Genomic DNA, 18,659 nt, shown 5'->3' with positions numbered 1-18,659 from the left:
TAACGAAGGACTGACCGTCCCTACCAAGTTCATTGCAACTGGGCCCCGGCCTTCGCCGGGGGGGGCGGTTGTGTCTAGCCTAGACATCCTCGACCAGCCGCCCGTACAGCTCGGGCCGCCGATCGCGGAAGAACCCGAACGCGGCGCGGTGGCGCTTGGCGATGTCGAGGTCGATCGTCGCGGTGATGATGCCCTCGTCCTCGCGGCCAAGTTCGGCCAGGATATCGCCGCGCTCGTCGCAGATGAAGCTGGTGCCGTAGAAGGTCTGGCCGTGCTCCACGCCGATGCGGTTGGCGGCGACGATCGGCACGACGTTGCTGACCGCATGCCCCACCATTGCCCGCCGCCATAGTCGGGCGGTGTCGAGCGAGGTGTCGTGCGGCTCGCTGCCGATCGCCGTCGGGTAGAACAGGATTTCCGCCCCCATCAGCATCATCGCCCGCGCCGTCTCGGGATACCATTGGTCCCAGCACACGCCGACGCCAAGCGTCGTCCCCGCGCCGCGCCACACCTTGAACCCGGTGTTGCCGGGCCGGAAATAGAATTTCTCCTCGTATCCCGGCCCATCGGGGATGTGGCTCTTGCGGTAGACGCCCTGCACTTCGCCGTCGGGCCCGATCATCGCCAGGCTGTTGTAATGATGCGGACCGTCCGCCTCGAAGAAGCTGGTCGGGATGGTGACCTTCAGCGCCTCGGCCAGCGCCTGCATCGCCAGCACGGCCTTGTGCTCGCCCACCGGCGCGGCCTTGGCGAACAGGCCCTCGTCCTCGACGCGGCAGAAATATTCGCCCTCGAAGAGTTCGGGCGGCAGGATCACCTGCGCGCCCTTCGCCGCGGCTTCCTTCGCCAGCCGCGATACCGCGGCGATGTTGCGGTCGATATCGGGGGTGAAGCCGAGCTGGAGCGCGGCGACGGTGATCTGGGTCATGGGGTCGTCCTACAGCGTGATGCCGAAGCGCGCGGCGACTGCGGCGGTCACGAGATACAGCGCGACGGTGAGCGCGCAACCGGCGATCAGCGCCGGCACGAAGCCGATCCCGGCGCGGAGCAATGCAGGGATGAGCAGGACCATCGGCAGCGAGGGGATCACATACCAGAACGTCGCCTCGGCATGCGCCGCAAGCCGCACCCGGTCGCCGGTATCGCGCCACAGCCAGATCATGCCGAGCACCGACACCAGCGGCAGCGATGCGACGATCGCACCCGCCGCCGGGCTGCGCCGTGCGATCAGCGCGACGGCGGCGACGATCAGCCCCGACAATACGGCGCGGATCGCGAACTGGCCGACGATCATCCCGGTATCTGCTGGCTGATACAGTGGAAGCTGCCGCCCCCGGTCAGGATATGGTCCGCGTGCAGCCCGACGACATGCCGGTCGGGAAAGATCGCCTGGAACGCCAGCACCGCGGCATCGTCGTCCGCCGCGCCGTATATCGGCACGACGACCGCAGCGTTGCCGATGTAGAAATTCATGTAGCTCGCCGGCACGATCTCCTCGCCGCGCATCACCCGGCCGGGGGAGGGCACGGGCACGACCTCCAGCCCGGCGGCGCGGGCGGCGGCGGCGGCGCGCTGATAGACCTGCCAATTGGGGTCATTGTCCGCACCGACCGGGATCGCGACACGGCCTGGCCCCACGAACCGCGCCAGATTGTCGACATGCCCGTCGGTGTGATCATTGTGCAGCCCGTCGCCGAGCCACACGATCCGTTCGAATCCCAGATCGTCGCGCAGCCGCACCTCGATCTCGTTCCTGGACAGCGTCGGGTTGCGGTTCGGGTTCAGCAGGCATTGCTCGGTGGTCACGACGGTCCCCGCGCCGTCGCCGTCGATCGCGCCGCCTTCCAGCACCCAGTCGCACGATACGACGCGCTTGCGTCGGCCGATCGCCAGCCGTTCGCCGATGCTGTCGTCGCCCGGCAGGTCGTATTTGCCGCCCCAGCCGTTGAACAGAAACATACGCACGCTGCCGTCCGCCATAACGATCGGCGCGGTGTCGCGCAGCCAGATGTCGCCGAACGGTTCGACCACGATATCGGCGAAGTCCTTCGCCATCGTCCGTGCCGCCAGCGCCGCCTCGTCGTCCGCGGCGACGAGCAGGATCTTCTCACCCTTGCCATCGGCATGGACCGCCCGTGCGAACGCCACGACCTCGGCTCGTGCGGGCTCCAGATCGTCCTCCCACAATTCGGGATGGCTCGGAAATCCGATCCACACCGCCTTGTGATGCGCCCATTCGGGGGGCGGCGGCTTCACTGCATCGCGCCCGCCGCACGCGACCGATCGCGGATGCCGCGGAATTCCGCGGTCTTGTACCAGTTCGGCCACAGCGTCGTGTCGTCCGCCAGCTTCCGGCCGAGCGTGTAGTAAATGTCCAGATCGGCGACCGCGCCCGACCAGTCCCAGCCCGGATTATATTCGTCCTGCGGCTTGTGATAGCGGTGCGCGACATAATCCTCGGTCGCGGCATGCCCCGCCGCCTTGCCGCCGACGACCAGATCCTCGCCGGACCCGCCGTCGAGCATCGGCACGCCGAGCTTCGCGAAGCTGAAATGATCCGATCGGTAATAGCCGCCGCGTTCGGGGTTCGCCTCCGTGCCGATCGTCCGGCCTTCGGCGGCGACGATCGGCTTCACCAGATCCTCGATCTCGGATTTGCCGGCACCGGTGATGACGAAGTCGCGGGCACGGCCGTTCACGTTCAGCACGTCCATGTTCACCCCGCCGACGGTGTGCGCCAGCGGATAGACCGGATGCTCGGCATAATAACGCGACCCAAGCAGCCCGGATTCTTCCGCAGTCACCGCCAGGAACGCGATCGACCGCTTCGCCGGGCCCGCCTTCGTCTGCGCCTCCGCCAGCGCGATCAGCCCCGCGACCCCGCTCGCATTGTCCAGCGCGCCGTTGCAGATGCCGTCGCCATCGACGGGCGTGCAGTGGCCGAGATGATCCCAATGCGCGCTGTAGAGGACATAGTCGTCGGGGGCCGTCGTGCCCGGCAGCACGCCAATGACGTTCTTCGACGCCTGTCGCCGAATGGCATTGTCGAAGCTCGTCGACATCGCCACGCCCAGCGGCACCGCCTTGAAGCCCTTGTGCTTGGCCGCTTCGGACAACGCGGCGAAATCCTGTCCCGCGCTTGCGAACAGCGCGGTCGCATCCGCTTTCTGGATCCAGCCGATGACCTTGGACTGGTCCATGTGATCGCCCGTCTCGTCCAGTTCGAGCTGCGGGCCGGTCCAGGAGGATTGCACGACCGCGAACGGATAGGCGGCGGGTTCGGTGTCGTGGACGATGATCGCCGCGGTCGCGCCCTGCCGCGCCGCCTCTTCGAACTTGTACGTCCAGCGCCCGTAATAGGTCATCGCGCGGCCTTCGAACAGACCTTCGCGGCTCGTCGATTGCCAGTCGGGATCGTTGACCAGGATGACGACCGTCTTGCCGTGCACATCCAGCCCGGCATAGTCGTTCCAGCCCTTCTCCGGCGCCACGATCCCGTACCCGACGAAGACGACGGGGCTGTCCTTCACCGCGATGCGCGGCACGACGCGGTAGGTGCCCGCGACCATCTGCGTGCGGTAGGCGAGGCTGATCGGCGTCTTGCCGCCGGTGAAGGTCAGCGGTGCCACGTTGCGCGCGGTGATCTGCACCATCGGCACGTCTTGCGTCCAGCCGCCATGCACCCCGGGCTTCAGCCCCGCGGCCTTCATCCGATCGACGATATAGGCGACCGTCTTGTCCTCCGCCGGCGTCGTCGGCGCGCGGCCCTCATAGGCGTCGGAGGACAGTTCCTTGTCGACGGTCTTCAGCGTCTCGACCGAGATCGCGGGGGCGGTCTGGGTCATCCCCGGGGTGGCGATCAGGAGAAGGGGCAATAGGAGCAGCACGCGCATAGGATCGTCCCGTGATTGGTGACGCGATCTTGCCAGCCGCGCCGCCGTGCCGCAAGGATTGCCCCATGAACCGGCTATATTATGGCGACAATCTGGAGGTATTGCGCGACGCGATCCCGGACGCCAGCGTCGATCTCGTCTATCTCGATCCGCCGTTCAATTCCAACGCGGGCTACAACGTGCTGTTCAAGTCTGCGGGTGGCGCGGGAGCGGACGCCAGCATCGAGGCATTCGACGATACTTGGACCTGGGGCGATGCTTCCAAGAGCGCGTTGATGGACATCGACAGCGGCACCAAGCGGTCACTGCAGGTGATGATGCGCGCGATGCACGATGCGCTCGGCGACTCGCCGCTCATGGCCTATCTGGCGATGATGGCGGTACGGCTGGTCGAGCTGTACCGCATCCTGAAGTCGACTGGTTCTTTATACCTTCACTGCGATCCGACCGCGAGCCATTATCTGAAACTGGTCTTGGATGCGGTGTTTGGAGCGGAGAATTTTCGGAATGAAATCGTATGGCGTCGCACCAATGCCCATAATAAATTGTCGAAGCAATTTGGTCCGATCCATGACACGATATTGTTTTATTCCCGATCGGACGATGTAGTCTTTCATCCCGGCCGTCGTCCCTATTCCCAAGCTTACATCACTGGATCGTTCTCCAGCGAAGATAATGAAGGTCGATATCAATCGAATGTGCTAACCGGCGCAGGGATACGGTCGGGCGACAGCGGTCAACCTTGGCGAAACTATGATCCGACGCCAAAAGGAAGACATTGGGCGATCCCCAAAAAGTTAGTGGCCGCAATCACCAACGGCGGCACGTTCGAGTCGCTCAATGACATCCTCGACGCGCTCGATCGCAATGGTTTCATATTACATCCAAAGTCCGCAGGAGCGCTGCCAAGATACAAGCAGTATTTGGAGACTTCCGAAGGCGTTCAATATCAGGATATCTGGGCATATCAGCCCGGCACGCGCGGAACGTTGGCAGGGTCGACCGAAGGCATCGATGAAGATGTAAAGTGGCTCGACTCGGAACATGAAAAGCTGGGTTATCCGACGCAGAAGCCGGTAGGACTTCTTTCCCGCCTTATTGAAACCTCCTCCAATCCCGGCGACGTCGTGCTCGATCCGTTCTGCGGCTGCGGCACGGCGGTCGATGCTGCGCAGAAGCTGGGGCGGCAATGGATCGGTATCGACATCACACATATCGCGATCGGCATGATCGAGAACCGGATGCGCGAGGGTTATCCGGGCATCGCGTTCGAGACGATCGGCGTGCCGAAAGACCTTGCGAGTGCCGAACGCCTCGCCGCCGATGATCCGCACCAGTTCCAGCAATGGGTGAGCTGGCAGGTCGGCGGCTATCCGCGCGACAAGAAGGGCGGCGACAAGGGGATCGACGGCTGGTTCAACTATCTGGCCGAAAGCGGCAAGGTTGAGACCGGCGTGATCTCGGTCAAGGCGGGCGACATCGTCACCCCCAATATGGTGCGCGATCTGGGGCGGGTGATGGAGCGGGACAAGTTCCGCTTCGGGCTGTTCGTCATGAAATCGATGCCGACCAAGGGGATGCGCGAGGAGGCCGCCTCGCATCCGACGATCGAAACCGAATTCGGGCGCTTCCCCGCGCTCCAGATCGTCACGCTCGCCGAATTGTCCATGGGGCTGAAACCCAAGCTGCCGCCGCTCATCAGCCCGGTGAAGAAAGCCGCGCGCGTCGAAACGCGGGTCAGCCATCAGAAGGGGGCGCAGCAGTCGTTGCTGTAGGTGTGCCGACAAAAAAGGGCGACTTTGGTGGAGCCGCCCTTTTTTGGTTCGGGTCGCGCCGCTGGCGAAACCAGCGGCGTCGGTCGGGGCTTCGGCCCCGCCGGCCGAACCGCTGATCGTTCGTTCGTATTCAACTTACGCTAAATCCTCGGATCAGCGGCTGTAGAATTCCACGACCAGGTTCGGCTCCATCTTCACCGGATAGGGCACCTCGTCCAGCGTGGGCACGCGGGTGAAGGTGATTTTCGCATTGCCGTCGGGGGCGACGTAATCGGGGATTTCGCGCTCGGCCAGGCCTTGCGCTTCCATCACCAGCGCCATTTCCTGCGCCTTCGTGCCGAGCGTGATCTCCTGGCCGGCGAAGACGCGGCGCGAGGCGATGTTGCACTTGACGCCGTCGACCCGGATATGGCCGTGGCTGACCAACTGGCGGGCGGCGAAGATCGTCGGCGCGAACTTCGCGCGGTAGACGATCATGTCCAGCCGCTGCTCGAGCAGTCCGATCAGGTTCTGGCTGGTATCGCCCTTCATCCGGGCGGCCTCGTGATAGCAGGCGCGGAACTGCTTTTCCGTCACATCGCCATAATAGCCGCGGAGCTTCTGCTTGGCGCGAAGCTGGATGCCGAAGTCCGAAACCTTTCCCTTGCGGCGCTGACCATGCTGGCCGGGGCCGTATTCGCGCTTGTTGACCGGGCTCTTCGGGCGACCCCAGATATTCTCGCCCATCCGACGGTCGAGCTTGTGCTTGGCGCTGGCGCGCTTCGACATGTATATTACCTTTGCAAGTGCCAATGACGGATCCGCATCATCGCTGGCGCGGATCATTCCCGGTCATCGCCTGCTTGGACCTTTCGATCGGCAGGGCCGCCGCTTCACCGGGGTGCGGAGCCATTCGCGAAGCCGCGGCCTCTGACAGAAGCAGGTGCCGAGGTCAAGCTTGGGCAAGCGATCAGTGTGCGCCGACGCTGCCGCGATGAAGGATGGCCCGTGCGCTTTCCGAGTCGCTCGCGTTCTGCCGATCGACCTGCGCCCATTCCGCGGCAGTGTGGCAGACCGATTTGCCCATCATGATCGATCCGGTGACTTCGCTCTGGCGACAGATTTTCTTGTTCGGATCGACCGGCTTCTTTTCTCCGGCCATAGTCGGCACCGTGACGAATGCGGCCATGGTCACCGCGACGAACGTGAAAGAACGCATATCGAAACTCTCCGAACCGGTGGCACCCCGGCGATCGAAAACCGGCCCGGCCGCCTAAGCGGGATTATCGAAGGCGTCGCCGTCCTGCAAGCGCGGATCGGGGAGGCTGGACAGCATCGCCTGCTCGATTATCAGGCGGCATGACCGATCGCATCCCCGGCCCTGATTGTGCCTCCATGACGGACGTCCGCGCGGGCGTCGATCAGGTGGATCGCGAACTGGTCACGCTGCTTGTCGAGCGTTTTGCGTATATGAACGCGGCGGCGCGGATCAAGCCGACGCGCGAGGCCGTCCGCGACGAGGCCCGCAAAAGCCAGGTCGTCGCCAATGCCGTGGCGGCGGCCGAGGCGGCCGGTCTTCCTGCGCAGCCGATCGCGGAACTGTGGGATCGGCTGGTCGAGGCGTCGATCGCATATGAACTGGCGACGTTCGACGCTCGCGGCTAGCGCCGCGTCCGCGGCCGGTCGAGCGTCGACAATATGCCGCGCATCGTACGCACTTCCTGGCTCGACCAGGCGGGCTTGGTCAGCAGCGTTCGCAGCGTTCGTCGGACCGTCGTCGCGCGGTCGGGCGGGTAGAAATAGCCTGTCTCGCCGAGCATCGCATCGAGTTGGGCGATCATCCCGTCCAGTTCCTCCTGTGGCGCGGGTGGTGGCAATTCGGTCTCGGGCGGTTGCGCGAGGGCGACCCGCTTGGACCATTCATACGCGACCAGGATCACCGCTTGTGCCAGGTTCAGCGATCCGAATGCCGGGTTGATCGGCACGGTGACGATCGACCGTGCGACCGCGACGTCGTCGGTTTCCAGCCCCGATCGTTCGGGCCCGAACAGGATCGCGGTGCGCGCCGGGCTGGCGTGGATGTCGCGGGCGGCCCGTTCGGGGGTCACGACCGGCTTGGTCACGCCGCGCTTGCGCACCGTGGTCGCATAGACATTGGGGCAATCCGCGACGGCGGAGGCGAGGTCGGGGTACAGCCCCGCATTCGCCAGCACCTGATCCGCGCCGCTCGACGCGGGTGCCGTGGCGGGGTTCGGCCAACCGTCGCGCGGGGCGACGAGCCGCAATTCGGTCAGCCCGAAATTCAGCATCGCCCGCGCCGCCTTGCCGATATTCTCCGCTAGCTGCGGTCGGACCAGCACGATGACGGGCCTGGGCGCGAGGGCCGCCGGGTCGCTCACGTCATCGGTCATTGACGACCGATCTCCTCGACCGAACCCGCGAATTGTTCGAAATCGCGCGCCTCGCTGAAATCGCGGTAGACGCTGGCGAAACGGATATAGGCGACCGAATCGAGACCTTTCAGCCCCTCCATCACCATCTCGCCGATCCGCTTCGACGTCACTTCGCCGTCACCGAGCGTTTCCAGCCGGCGCTGGATTCCCGAGACCAGCTTCTCGATCCGGACCGCGTCGATCGGCCGCTTGCGCGTGGCGATCGATACCGAGCGGAGCAGCTTTTCGCGATCGAATGCTTCGCGTCGCTCCTCGGATTTCAGCACGACGAGGTCGCGCAACTGGATTCGCTCGAACGTCGTGAACCGCGCGGCACAGCCCTCGCACTGACGGCGCCGCCGGATCGCGGCACCGTCCTCGGTCGGGCGGCTGTCCTTTACCTGGCTGTCGTCATGGCCGCAGAACGGACACCGCATCAGCCCTTCTTCTTGGCCTTGTAATAGGCATAGCCGGCACCCGCGGCGGCACCGATGATCGGGCCGACGAACGGCAGCGGGATCGCGACGACCGCGCCGAGCGCGCCCCATTTGGCCATGCTCTTGCCGAGGCCCGGCGTGTTCTTGATGTCGTCCTTCACGTCTTCGACGCCCATGTCATTATCCTTGATAGATGGGGAAGCGCGCGCACAGGGCGCGCACCCGGGTCCGAACGTCCGCCTCGACCTCCGGGTCCCCCTGCTCGCCCTTTTCGGCGAGGCCGTCGAGAACGTCGGCGACCATATGGCCGATCTCGCGGAACTCCTCGGGCCCGAACCCGCGGGTCGTACCCGCCGGCGAACCGACGCGGATGCCGCTGGTCTTCACCGGGGGCAGCGGGTCGTTGGGGATGCCGTTCTTGTTGCAGGTGATGCCCGCACGCTCCAGCGCCTCGTCCGCATCGCGGCCGGTGATGCCGAGCGGGGTGAGATCGACGAGCGCCAGATGCGTATCGGTGCCGCCCGACACGAGGTCCGCGCCGCGCTCCTTCAGCGTCGCCGCCAGCGTCCTCGCATTCTCTATGACCGCGGCGATGTACGTCTTGTAGTCGGGCTGCAACGCCTCGCCGAACGCGACCGCCTTGGCGGCGATGACGTGCATCAATGGTCCACCCTGGAGGCCGGGGAAGACCGCCGAATTGATCTTTTTCGCGATTCCATCGTCGTCGGTCAGGATCATGCCGCCGCGGGGACCGCGAAGCGTCTTGTGCGTGGTCGTCGTCACGACATGCGCATGGCCGAACGGCGTCGGGTGAAGCCCCGCTGCGACGATGCCCGCGAAATGCGCCATGTCGACCATGAAATACGCGCCCACCTTGTCGGCGATCGCGCGGAACTTCGCGAAGTCGATCCGGCGCGGATAGGCGGACCCGCCCGCGATGATGAGCTTCGGCCGGCGCTCGATCGCCAGCGCCTCGACCTGCGCATAGTCGATCAGGTGCGTGACCGGATCGACGCCGTACTGGACCGCATCGAACCATTTGCCCGACATCGCCGCGCGCGCGCCGTGCGTCAGATGGCCGCCAGCGTCGAGGCTCATGCCGAGGATCGTGTCGCCGGGCTTGACCAGCGCCAGCATCACCGCGCCGTTCGCCTGCGCACCCGAATGCGGCTGGACGTTGGCGTGCGCGCACCCGAAGATCCGTTTGGCGCGGTCGATCGCCAGCGTCTCGACCGCGTCGGACGGTGCGCAGCCCTGATAATAGCGCTTGCCCGGATAGCCTTCGGCATATTTGTTGGTGAAGACGCTCCCTTGCGCCTCCAGCACCGCCTTCGACACGATGTTCTCCGACGCGATCAGTTCGATCTGCGTCCGCTCGCGCTCCAGTTCCTGCGCGACGCCGGCGAACACCGCCGCATCCGCCGCCGCGAGGCCGCGGGTGAAGAAGCCGTCCGGCTGGACGTCGTGCAGGTCGGGGCGGATCGGAATGGGCTGGCTGCTCATGCGGGGACCTTCATGGAGAGTTTGTCGACGCGGGGCCGGTGGCGGCCACCGAGGAAATCGGTCGAGAGGAACGCCGCGACGCATGCCTTGGCCATGTCCTCGCCGACCAGCCGCGCGCCGATCGCGATGCAATTGGCGTCGTTGTGGCTGCGCGCGAGCTGGGCGGACAGCGGTTCGGATACCTGAGCGCAGCGGCAGGCCGGGTTGCGGTTAGCCGCGATCGCGATGCCGATCCCCGAACCGCACAAGGCGATCCCGCGATCCGCACGGCCGTCCGCCAGCGCATCGGCGACCGCGGCACCGTAATCGGGATAATCCACCGATCCGCTGCCATGCGTGCCGAGGTCGACGGGTTCGTGCCCGGCATCCGTCAGCCACGCGACCAGGACGGTTTTCAGCGCGACGGCGGCGTGATCGGAAGCGATGGCGATACGCATGCGCCGCCCTTACCCGGGACGACCCGAAAAGGCCACCCATCAACGCTTGGCCGATCCTCGGCGAACCGCTAGAACCGTCGCGTGACCCCGCCCCAGACCGATGCCGATGCAGCGCGTGCGCGCCTGGCCGATGCGTTGGTCAAGACCGGCAGCGAGGATCGCGGCGCGTTCCGCGATCTCTACGTCCTGACGCAATCGAAGCTATTCGGCATCTGTCTTCGTATCTGCGGTGAACGTCAGGCCGCAGAGGATGTGTTGCACGAAGTCTATCTCATCATCTGGCGCCGGGCGGGCGCGTGGGAGCCGGGGCGGGCGAGCCCGATCACCTGGCTCGCCACGATTGCGCGCAACCGGGCGATCGACTGGCGGCGCGCGCAGGGCGTCCGCCGGACCGATCCGCTCGACGGCGCGCCCGACATCGCCGACGATGCGCCGTCCGCGGAACAGATGCTGTTGTCGAGCGAGTCGAGCCACCGGCTGGCGATATGCATGCAGGCACTGGACGATCGGCAGCGGACCGCGATCCGCACCGCGTTTTTCGACGGCGTGACCTATGCCGATCTCGCCGAGCGGGCGAACGTCCCGTTGGGCACGATGAAGAGCTGGGTGCGCCGCGGTCTCGCGCGATTGAAGGAGTGCCTCGATCATGGATGACGCGCTCCTGTCCGACGGCGGCGACATGACCGCCGCCGAACTGTCGCTAGGCCTGCTCGACGGAGCGGAGCGCGCCGCCGCATTGCGCCGGGTGCTGGCCGAACCGGACTTCGCGCGCGACGTCGAGGCGTGGCGGCTGCATTTCGCGCAATTGTTCGATCTGTGGCCGGGCGTCGAGGTTCCGGAGGGGCTGGTCGACCGGATCGACGAGAGCCTGGGCGGCCCCGTCACCGGTCGCCGGTCGCGCATGCCCTGGCCCGCGATCGCGATCGTCGCCAGCGCGATCGCGGCGGTGCTGCTCGTCATGTTGCTGGTGCGCCCGCTCGCACCGCCGCCGCCGGTTTCACAGCCCGTGCCCGTCGCCGCAGCACCGGCCGGGCCGATACTCATCGCGTCGCTCGGCGATGCGAAGGCACCGATCGCGGCGGCCTATGATCCGGCGGCCGGATCGATCCGGGTCGCCGCCACACCGGCGCAGACCGGACGCAAGGTGGCCGAACTCTGGCTGATCGGCGGCGACGGGGTACCGCATGCGCTTGGGCTGCTGACCGTCCAGCCGACCACGATCGGTCTGCCGGCGGCGGCGCGCGCGAAGATGGGATCGGGAATGACGCTCGCCATCTCGGTCGAACCGGCCGGCGGCGCGCCGGGTATTGCGCCGACGGGGCCGGTGATCGCGACCGGGGTGCTGGCGGCGGTCTGAGTGCGTTCCCCGCGTCCGTCGTTTGCCACCCCGGCGAAGGCCGGGGCCCAGTTGCGCAGGTTGCTGTGACGAACGGCAACGCGCCGCCGCGATCATCCCGCGGCTGGGCCCCGGCCTTCGCCGGGGTGGGGGCTAAATAGCGCGGCCGCGACTAGCCCTCGCTGCCCAGTCCCCGCTTCATCCGCTTGCGCAGGCTCCCCGGCATCCACCGCGCCGCGAACGCCAGCCGGTGCGCGGTCTTGCCGACATAGATGTGGACCGCCTTGCCGTGCGCCGCCGTCCACGCCGCCTCCGCCACCGTGTCCGCGCTCGTCAGTTCCAGTCCAGCGCCGACCACCGCCTCGCGGATCGACCGGTTGGTGCCGCCGGCGACCCCGTCGAGCAGCGGCGTCTCGATGAAGCTGGGGACGATGGCGCGCACCTTGATGCCTTCGGCATGCCATTCGCCGTCCAGCGCCTCGGTCAGGCCGCGCACCGCGAACTTCGTCGCCGAATAGGTGGCCAGCCCCGACGATCCGTAGATCGCGGACGCGGATGCGGTGTTGAGCAGGCACGACCCCGGCGTCTTCGCCAGATACGCATGACCGATCCGCGCGCCGTTCAGCACACCGACGAAATTGATCGCGACCGTCCGGTCGATGTCCGCGAAACGCGCCTGCGCCAGCGGACCGCTGGTGGCGATCCCGGCATTGTTGAACAGCACGTCGAGCCGTCCGCCGCTGGCGACGGTGAAGGCGTCGAGACCGGCGATCCATGCGTCGCGGTCGCGCACGTCCATCACGTAACGCTGCGCCATCCCGCCGCCGATCATCGCGATCGTCTCGGCAAGCCCGGCGTCGTCGATGTCCGCCACGCCGACGCGCCAACCGCGGCTGGCGAACAGCCGCGCGGTGGCACGGCCGATCCCCGACCCGCCGCCGGTAATGAAGATCGCCTTGATCTCGCTCATCATCCGCTCCTGTACGGGGTTCGCGCCATCGTGTGAATCCGGCATTTGACCCTTGCGGCTGCATCCCCCATCGTCGCCGGCGATGCCAGCGCAATCGATCGCATTCGACACGCTCAGCAAACGCTACGACGCGGTCGCGGCGGTCGACGGTGTGTCCGCGACGATCGACGGCCGCAGCTTCGTCGCACTGGTCGGCACGTCGGGATCGGGCAAGTCGACGCTTCTGAAGACGATCAACCGGCTGGTCGAACCGACGGGCGGGCGGGTCACGATCGACGGTGTCGATGTGACGGACGGCCCGGCTCCTACGCTTCGGCGGCGGATCGGCTATGTGTTCCAGGGGATCGGGCTGTTCCCGCACATGACGGTCGCCGAGAATATCGCGATCGGCGTGCGGCTGATCGGCAAGCGCGTCGATGGGACGGCGATGCTCGACCGGGTCGGCCTGCCGCCAACGATCGCCGAACGGATGCCACACGAACTGTCGGGCGGCCAGCGCCAGCGCGTGGCGATCGCCCGCGCACTGGCCCCCGAGGCGAAGATATTGCTGCTCGACGAGGCGTTCGGCGCGCTCGATCCGGTCACGCGCGACGATCTCGGCCGATCGATCCGCGCGCTGCACGACGCGCTGGGCCTCACCACGATCCTGGTCACGCACGACATGGCGGAGGCGCTGCTGCTCGCCGACCGCGTACTGGTGATGCAGGCAGGGCGGATCGTGGCCGACGAGACGCCCGCCGCGCTCGCGGGCGGGGCGGGCGGCGACGCGGCGCAGGCGCTGGTCGCGGTGCCGCGCGAACAGGCCGCGCGGCTCGCGGCCCTTAGCGTCACCCCGAGCTCGTCCCGGGGTCCGGAGCCAAGCAGCGTCCCGCCTGAGGCTCCGGATGCCGGGACGAGCCGGGCATGACGGAGGCAAGGATCGCATGAACGGCGTGATGGAGGCGTTCGCCCGCGTGCCGTCGCTGCTCGCGCAGCATGTCCTGCTCGCAGGGTCCGCATTGGTGCTCGGCATGCTGATCGCGGTTCCGCTTGGCGTGCTATCGGCGCGGCGACCGGCGGTGGCGCGGGTGGCGCTCGGGTTCGCGAGCCTCGTCCAGACCGTCCCCTCGCTGGCGCTGCTCGCATTGTTCTACCCGTTGCTGCTGGCGCTGTCGGGGCTTGTCGGCGGGGGCGTTCCCGCGCTCGGCTTCCTCCCCTCGCTGATCGCGCTGACGCTCTATGCCCTGCTGCCGATCCTGCGCAACGCGGTGACGGGCTTGCGCGGCATCGACCGCGCGGTGATCGAGGCGGCGGACGCGGTCGGCATGACGCCGTGGCAGAAGCTGCGGCTGGTCGAGGCCCCTTTGCTCGCACCCGTTCTCATCGCCGGCATCCGCACCGCCGCGGTCTGGACGATCGGGGCCGCGACATTGTCGACGACCGTCGGGCAGCCGAGTTTGGGCGACCTGATCTTCGCCGGGCTGCAGACGCAGAACTGGACGCTGGTGCTTGCGGGCTGCATCGCCGCGGCGATGCTGGCGATGACGGTGGACGGCACGATCGGGCTGGTCGAGCACGGTCTGGCGAAGCGGCGGCGCGGGTTCGTGATCGCCGGGCTGTCGATCCTCGTCGTCGGACTGGCGCTTGCGACCGCGCCGCTCTGGCATCGCAGCGGGCAGCGGACGGTCGTCGTCGGCGCGAAGAATTTTTCCGAACAATATATCCTGGCGCGGCTGATCGGCGACCGGCTGACCGCGGCGGGTTATGACGTGCAGTACCGCGACGGGCTCGGTTCCGCGGTGATCTACGGCGCGCTGACGACGAACGATGTCGACGTCTATGTCGATTATGCCGGCACGATCTGGACCAATGCGATGAAGCGCACCGCCGTCCCGCCGCGCGGAGCCATGGTCGCGGCGATCGGCGGCTGGATGCGGGCGACGTCGGGCAGCCGGCTGGTCGGGCCGCTCGGGTTCGAGAACGCCTATGCCTTTGCGATGCGCGGGGACGAAGCGAAGGCGAAGGCGATCGCGACGCTCGACGATCTCGCGGCGGCGTCGCCCGGGCTCAGGCTCGGCAGCGATCTGGAATTTCTCGAACGGCCCGAATGGGCGGCGGTCCGCCACGCCTATCCGATGCGGTTCGCGTCCGCGACACCGTACAGCCCGACCTTCATGTACCAGGCGCTGGCGAGCGGGACGGTGGACGCCATCTCAGCCTTCTCGTCCGACGGGCGGATCGCGGCGGACGGGCTGACGATCCTGACCGATCCCCGCCGCGCGATCCCCGGTTACGATGCGATCCTGCTGGTCGATCCGCGACATGCGCACGACGGACGCCTGATCGCCGCGCTCCGCCCACTGGTCGGGCACATCCCGGTCGCGACGATGCGGCAGGCGAATTACCGGGTGGATCGAAGCGACGGCAAGCAATCGCCCGAACAGGCCGCGCATTGGCTGGCGGCGGCGATCGGGCGGTAGCCGCCCGGCCATCGGCGTTCGCACCCGCCGATCCTTTTTGCCGCGTCATCGAACCGTCACGGCTGCGTCGCCGATTCGTCTTTTCCTGCCCCTAGGCAACGCCCAGGCCCGGCAGCGACCGGCATTGGGGAATCGAGACATCATGACCGACCATCGCAAGGCGACTTTGCTACTCGGCGTCGCGCTGACAACGTTCGCCGCACCCGCCGCCGCGCAGACGAGGCAGACCGCGACCGCGGTCGATCCCGATCCGGCGGGCGGCCCCGACACGCCGGCGGACCCGGCGCAGGACATCGTCGTCACCGGCAAGACCACCCGGTCGGTCACGCAGATCACCGGGGTCGAGATTCAGAAGATCCTGCCCGGGATCAGCCCGCTGAAGGCGCTGGAGACGCTGCCCGGCGTCACCTTCCTGACGGCCGATCCCTGGGGCAACAACGAACAGAATATCTCGCTGTTCATCCACGGCTTCAACCAGCAGCAGCTCGGCTACACGCTCGACGGCCTGCCGCTCGGCGACCAGCAATATGGCAATTACAACGGCCTGTCGCCGCAGCGCGCGATCATTTCCGAAGACGTCGGCCGGGTGACGCTGGCCTCGGGTGCCGGCGATCTCGGCACCGCATCGACCAGCAATCTCGGCGGCACGATCGACACCTTTTCCAGCGATCCGCGCGACCAGCGCGGCGCGACCGTGTCGCAGACCTTCGGCAGCTATTCGACGTTTCGTACCTATGCGCGGATCGACAGCGGCGACCTTGGCGACGGCACGCGTTTCTACGTGTCCGGCGTGCGCCAGGATGCGCGCGCCTGGGATTTCAACGGCAGGCAGGGCGGGTATCAGGCGGACGGCAAGATCGTCCGTGACGATCCGCACGGCAAGCTGACCGTGTACCTCGCCTATTCCGACAAGACCGAACCCAACGAGGATTCGACCGCGATCGTCGTGCGGCCGGCCACCGCGACCACGGCTGCGATCGATAACCGCGCCACCGCACCGTACACGCGGCCATTCTATTATCCGGATTTCGCAGGGGTGGTCGGCTATTACCAGTCGCCCGCCTATGCCGCGATCAACGCGGCACCCGGGTCGAACTATCAGAATTTCTACAGCGACGCGCAGCGCACCGATTATCTCGGCTATCTGAAATACGACTGGAAGGCGTCGGATCACATAAGCTGGTCCAACCAGCTCTATTTCCATCATGACGACGGCGTCGGCGTCGTCGCCGGGCCGATCACTGCCGCCGGTTTGCCGCTGCTCTTCTCCTATTATTATCCGGGTCCGCAGGGGCCGGGCGTGAATACCACGTCGGCGGCGAATGTCGCCCGGCTGTCGGGCATCTTCGGCGGATCGGGGCTTGCCGCGCGGACCACCGAATACCGCATCGACCGCGAGGGGCTGGTCTCCACGGTGAAGGCGGAATTCGGCAACCACCAGATCGAACTCGGCGGCTGGTACGAACATCAAAGCTCGTCCTCGTTCCGCCGCTGGTACGCGGTCAGCCTCAGCAATCCCTCGTCGCCCTATACCCGGCCGCATGATTACGAGACGCCGCTCATCACCCAATATGGCAGCGAGGTCCGGGTCGACGAGATTCAGACGCACCTGCAGGATTCGTGGAAGATCGTGCCGCGCCTGACCCTGCTCGCCGGCTTCAAGAGCACGTTCCAGATGGCGTCGCAGGCGGTGCCGGTCCAGCCGATCCCCGGCTCGTTCACCGGATCGCTCGGCCTGCCCGTCGGCAAGCTCGACACGACGAAGCCGTTCCTGCCGGAGATCGGCGCGGTCTGGGATGCGACCGATCACGAACAGCTTTTCGCCAACGCGCAGAACAATGTCCGTCAGTTCCAGACCAGTGCCGCCGCCGGCCTGTCGCCGTTCGCGCTCGGCAGCCAGACGCTGTTCGATTTCTTCAAGGCCAATACCAAGCCGGAGACGAGCTGGACCTATGAAGGCGGTCTGCGCACGCATCATGCGCTGGCGCTCGGGCCGATCACCGCGTTCGAAGGGCAGATCAGCTATTATCACGTCGATTTCAGCAACCGCCTGCTCGCGATCAGCCCGACCGTCACGATCACCGCGATCGCCAGCGGGGCGACGATCCTGCAGAATGTCGGCAGCGTGACGACCGACGGCTTCGACGCCGCCGGGACGCTGCACTTCGGCAGCCATTTCTCGGTCTACAACGCGCTGTCGTATAACAATTCGCGCTACGACGATAATTATGTGACGGGCACGACGACGGTCCCGACCGCAGGGAAAAAGGTGCCCGGCAGCCCCGACTGGCTGAACAAGACCGTGGTGTCCGCCAATGCCGGGATCTTCGACGTGCAACTGATCGGCGACTATCTCGGCCGGCGTTACACCACGTTCACGGACGATCTCGTCCCCGGCGACGGCGCGGCGAAGGTCCCGGCCTATTTCACGCTGGCGGGCCGGATCGGTGCGCGGATCCCGCTCGGCGACGGTGCCGCCGGGCGTGGTGTCAACGTCAGCCTGAACGTGACGAACATCACCAACAAGCGGGCCGAATCGTCGCTCGCCATCGCGGCACCGAACGCGACCTACAACTTCTTCCCCGTCGCCCCGCGGCAGTTCTTCGGTACGATCGGGATGTCGTTCTGAGAAGGATTGCCACGATATCCGTCACCCCGGCCTCGTGCCGGGGTCCATCGTACCGCGAGCGCAGAAGCGTGGGACGGCACGGCACGGTGGATGCCGGGACGCGCCCGGCCTGACGGAAAGGGGGCAAGCCCGCGATTCCAGCACGCGCCGCTTTGCGTTAGAGCCGACGCGATGCTGTCGCGCCTCGTCCTCACCGATGTCCGCAACCACCCCGCGCTGACGCTCGCGCCCGGCGGCGGTTTCGTCGTGCTGACCGGCGAGAACGGCGCGGGGAAGACCAATATCCTGGAAGCGGTGTCGCTGCTCGCGCCCGGCCGGGGCTTGCGGCGTGCCGCACTTTCCGCGGTCGCGCGGCAGGATGGACCGGGCGGCTTCGGGATCGCGGCGACGCTCGAGGCGGCGGGCGGGCCGGTGGAACTGGCGACCGGCACCGGGCGCGCCGCGCCCGAACGGCGGCTCGTCCGGATACAGGGCGCGACCGCGGCGGCGACCGCACTCGCCGAATGGCTGACGATCCTGTGGCTGACGCCGGCGATGGACCGGCTGTTCGTCGACACCGCGGGCGAGCGGCGGCGCTTTCTCGACCGGCTCGTGCTGGCGCTCGATCCCGGCCACGCGGTCCAGGCCGCGCGCTACGAAGCGGCGATGCGCGCGCGCAACCGCCTGCTGGCGAGCGAGGACGGGATCGATCCCGACTGGCTGGCCGCGCTGGAGACCGCGATGGCGGCGCACGGCGCGGCGATCGCGACGGCGCGGGCGGACGGCGTGGCGGCGCTCGGCGAACGGCTGGCGACCGAACCGCCCGGGCC

At 67.0% G+C, this 18,659-nt stretch carries 19 protein-coding genes and 1 pseudogene; 8 read left to right on the top strand and 12 right to left on the bottom strand.

Translation table 11 applies throughout. The features are described from left to right. Positions 1 to 79: 79 nt before the first annotated feature. Genes aguB through HUU99_RS13675 form a run of 4 tightly spaced genes read right to left on the bottom strand, consistent with a single transcriptional unit; the run spans position 80 to position 3,893 of the window. Complete coding sequence (aguB, locus tag HUU99_RS13690; RefSeq protein WP_174287140.1) at positions 80 to 928, bottom strand: N-carbamoylputrescine amidase; 849 nt, start codon at positions 926 to 928, stop codon at positions 80 to 82. Positions 929 to 937: 9 nt separating this feature from the next. After that, positions 938 to 1,294: a DUF3147 family protein gene (locus HUU99_RS13685; protein ID WP_174287139.1), complete on the bottom strand. Its 357-nt coding sequence runs from the start codon at positions 1,292 to 1,294 to the stop codon at positions 938 to 940. Beyond that, a complete protein-coding gene (locus tag HUU99_RS13680; RefSeq protein WP_174287138.1) occupies positions 1,291 to 2,256 on the bottom strand; it encodes an agmatine deiminase family protein in 966 nt (321 codons plus the stop codon). Before HUU99_RS13680 ends, HUU99_RS13685 begins: the two co-directional genes overlap by 4 nt. After that, positions 2,253 to 3,893, bottom strand: coding sequence for a M28 family metallopeptidase (locus HUU99_RS13675; RefSeq protein ID WP_174287137.1), 1,641 nt, complete (start codon positions 3,891 to 3,893; stop codon positions 2,253 to 2,255). Before HUU99_RS13675 ends, HUU99_RS13680 begins: the two co-directional genes overlap by 4 nt. A 65-nt stretch (positions 3,894 to 3,958) precedes the next feature. Here HUU99_RS13675 and HUU99_RS13670 point away from each other — a divergent pair, with 65 nt between their 5' ends. Further along, complete coding sequence (locus tag HUU99_RS13670) at positions 3,959 to 5,668, top strand: DNA methyltransferase (RefSeq protein WP_174287136.1); 1,710 nt, start codon at positions 3,959 to 3,961, stop codon at positions 5,666 to 5,668. A gap of 153 nt (positions 5,669 to 5,821) precedes the next feature. Here HUU99_RS13670 and rpsD read toward each other — a convergent pair whose 3' ends face one another. Together rpsD and HUU99_RS13660 are read right to left on the bottom strand one after the other, a co-directional pair. Beyond that, complete coding sequence (gene rpsD / locus HUU99_RS13665) at positions 5,822 to 6,436, bottom strand: 30S ribosomal protein S4 (RefSeq protein ID WP_174287135.1); 615 nt, start codon at positions 6,434 to 6,436, stop codon at positions 5,822 to 5,824. A gap of 181 nt (positions 6,437 to 6,617) precedes the next feature. Next, positions 6,618 to 6,866 carry a hypothetical protein gene (locus HUU99_RS13660; RefSeq protein WP_174287134.1) on the bottom strand — a complete coding sequence of 83 codons (249 nt, stop codon included), beginning with the start codon at positions 6,864 to 6,866 and terminating at the stop codon, positions 6,618 to 6,620. 140 nt (positions 6,867 to 7,006) lie between these two features. Here HUU99_RS13660 and HUU99_RS13655 point away from each other — a divergent pair, with 140 nt between their 5' ends. Then, positions 7,007 to 7,312 (top strand): chorismate mutase, encoded by a 306-nt coding sequence (locus HUU99_RS13655; RefSeq protein ID WP_174287133.1) that lies wholly within the window; start codon positions 7,007 to 7,009, stop codon positions 7,310 to 7,312. Here HUU99_RS13655 and HUU99_RS13650 read toward each other — a convergent pair. From HUU99_RS13650 to rpiB, 5 genes are read right to left on the bottom strand one after another with little or no spacing between them, the layout of a single operon-like run. Further along, the gene (locus HUU99_RS13650) at positions 7,309 to 8,058 is read right to left on the bottom strand and encodes an RNA methyltransferase (RefSeq protein ID WP_174287132.1); all 750 of its coding nucleotides are present in this window, start codon (positions 8,056 to 8,058) and stop codon (positions 7,309 to 7,311) included. The two genes, HUU99_RS13655 and HUU99_RS13650, sit on opposite strands and share 4 nt — an antisense overlap. Continuing rightward, the gene (gene nrdR / locus HUU99_RS13645) at positions 8,055 to 8,516 is read right to left on the bottom strand and encodes a transcriptional regulator NrdR (protein WP_174287131.1); all 462 of its coding nucleotides are present in this window, start codon (positions 8,514 to 8,516) and stop codon (positions 8,055 to 8,057) included. Before nrdR ends, HUU99_RS13650 begins: the two co-directional genes overlap by 4 nt. Beyond that, a complete protein-coding gene (locus tag HUU99_RS13640) occupies positions 8,516 to 8,692 on the bottom strand; it encodes a hypothetical protein (protein ID WP_174287130.1) in 177 nt (58 codons plus the stop codon). The genes nrdR and HUU99_RS13640 overlap by 1 nt, the downstream gene beginning before the upstream one ends. A gap of 4 nt (positions 8,693 to 8,696) precedes the next feature. Beyond that, on the bottom strand, positions 8,697 to 10,019 hold the full coding sequence (gene glyA, locus HUU99_RS13635) for a serine hydroxymethyltransferase (protein WP_174287129.1): 1,323 nt from the start codon (positions 10,017 to 10,019) through the stop codon (positions 8,697 to 8,699). After that, the gene (gene rpiB / locus HUU99_RS13630) at positions 10,016 to 10,456 is read right to left on the bottom strand and encodes a ribose 5-phosphate isomerase B (protein ID WP_174287128.1); all 441 of its coding nucleotides are present in this window, start codon (positions 10,454 to 10,456) and stop codon (positions 10,016 to 10,018) included. The genes glyA and rpiB overlap by 4 nt, the downstream gene beginning before the upstream one ends. A gap of 81 nt (positions 10,457 to 10,537) precedes the next feature. Here rpiB and HUU99_RS13625 point away from each other — a divergent pair, with 81 nt between their 5' ends. Together HUU99_RS13625 and HUU99_RS13620 are read left to right on the top strand one after the other, a co-directional pair. Then, positions 10,538 to 11,110, top strand: coding sequence for a sigma-70 family RNA polymerase sigma factor (locus HUU99_RS13625; protein WP_174287127.1), 573 nt, complete (start codon positions 10,538 to 10,540; stop codon positions 11,108 to 11,110). Beyond that, positions 11,103 to 11,813, top strand: a complete 711-nt coding sequence (locus HUU99_RS13620) for an anti-sigma factor (RefSeq protein ID WP_174287126.1) — start codon at positions 11,103 to 11,105, stop codon at positions 11,811 to 11,813. Before HUU99_RS13625 ends, HUU99_RS13620 begins: the two co-directional genes overlap by 8 nt. Positions 11,814 to 11,964: 151 nt before the next feature. Here HUU99_RS13620 and HUU99_RS13615 read toward each other — a convergent pair whose 3' ends face one another. Continuing rightward, positions 11,965 to 12,762 (bottom strand): SDR family oxidoreductase, encoded by a 798-nt coding sequence (locus tag HUU99_RS13615; RefSeq protein WP_174287125.1) that lies wholly within the window; start codon positions 12,760 to 12,762, stop codon positions 11,965 to 11,967. 82 nt (positions 12,763 to 12,844) lie between these two features. Between HUU99_RS13615 and HUU99_RS13610 the strand changes: the two genes are divergently transcribed. The 4 genes and pseudogenes from HUU99_RS13610 to HUU99_RS13595 form a co-directional block, all read left to right on the top strand. After that, positions 12,845 to 13,669, top strand: coding sequence for an ATP-binding cassette domain-containing protein (locus HUU99_RS13610; protein WP_174287124.1), 825 nt, complete (start codon positions 12,845 to 12,847; stop codon positions 13,667 to 13,669). Between the two features lie 16 nt (positions 13,670 to 13,685). Beyond that, a complete protein-coding gene (locus HUU99_RS13605; protein WP_174287123.1) occupies positions 13,686 to 15,221 on the top strand; it encodes an ABC transporter permease/substrate-binding protein in 1,536 nt (511 codons plus the stop codon). Positions 15,222 to 15,363: 142 nt separating this feature from the next. Continuing rightward, positions 15,364 to 17,850 (top strand): TonB-dependent receptor, encoded by a 2,487-nt coding sequence (locus tag HUU99_RS13600; RefSeq protein WP_174287122.1) that lies wholly within the window; start codon positions 15,364 to 15,366, stop codon positions 17,848 to 17,850. Positions 17,851 to 18,021: 171 nt separating this feature from the next. Further along, positions 18,022 to 18,659, top strand: a pseudogene (locus HUU99_RS13595) (DNA replication/repair protein RecF); the annotation flags it as partial.

The organism is Sphingomonas bacterium, assembly GCF_903642285.1.
Classification (GTDB): Bacteria; Pseudomonadota; Alphaproteobacteria; order Sphingomonadales; family Sphingomonadaceae; genus Sphingomonas.
Note: the sequence above shows the minus strand (reverse complement) of the source record. Positions and strands in the feature narration are given on the sequence as shown.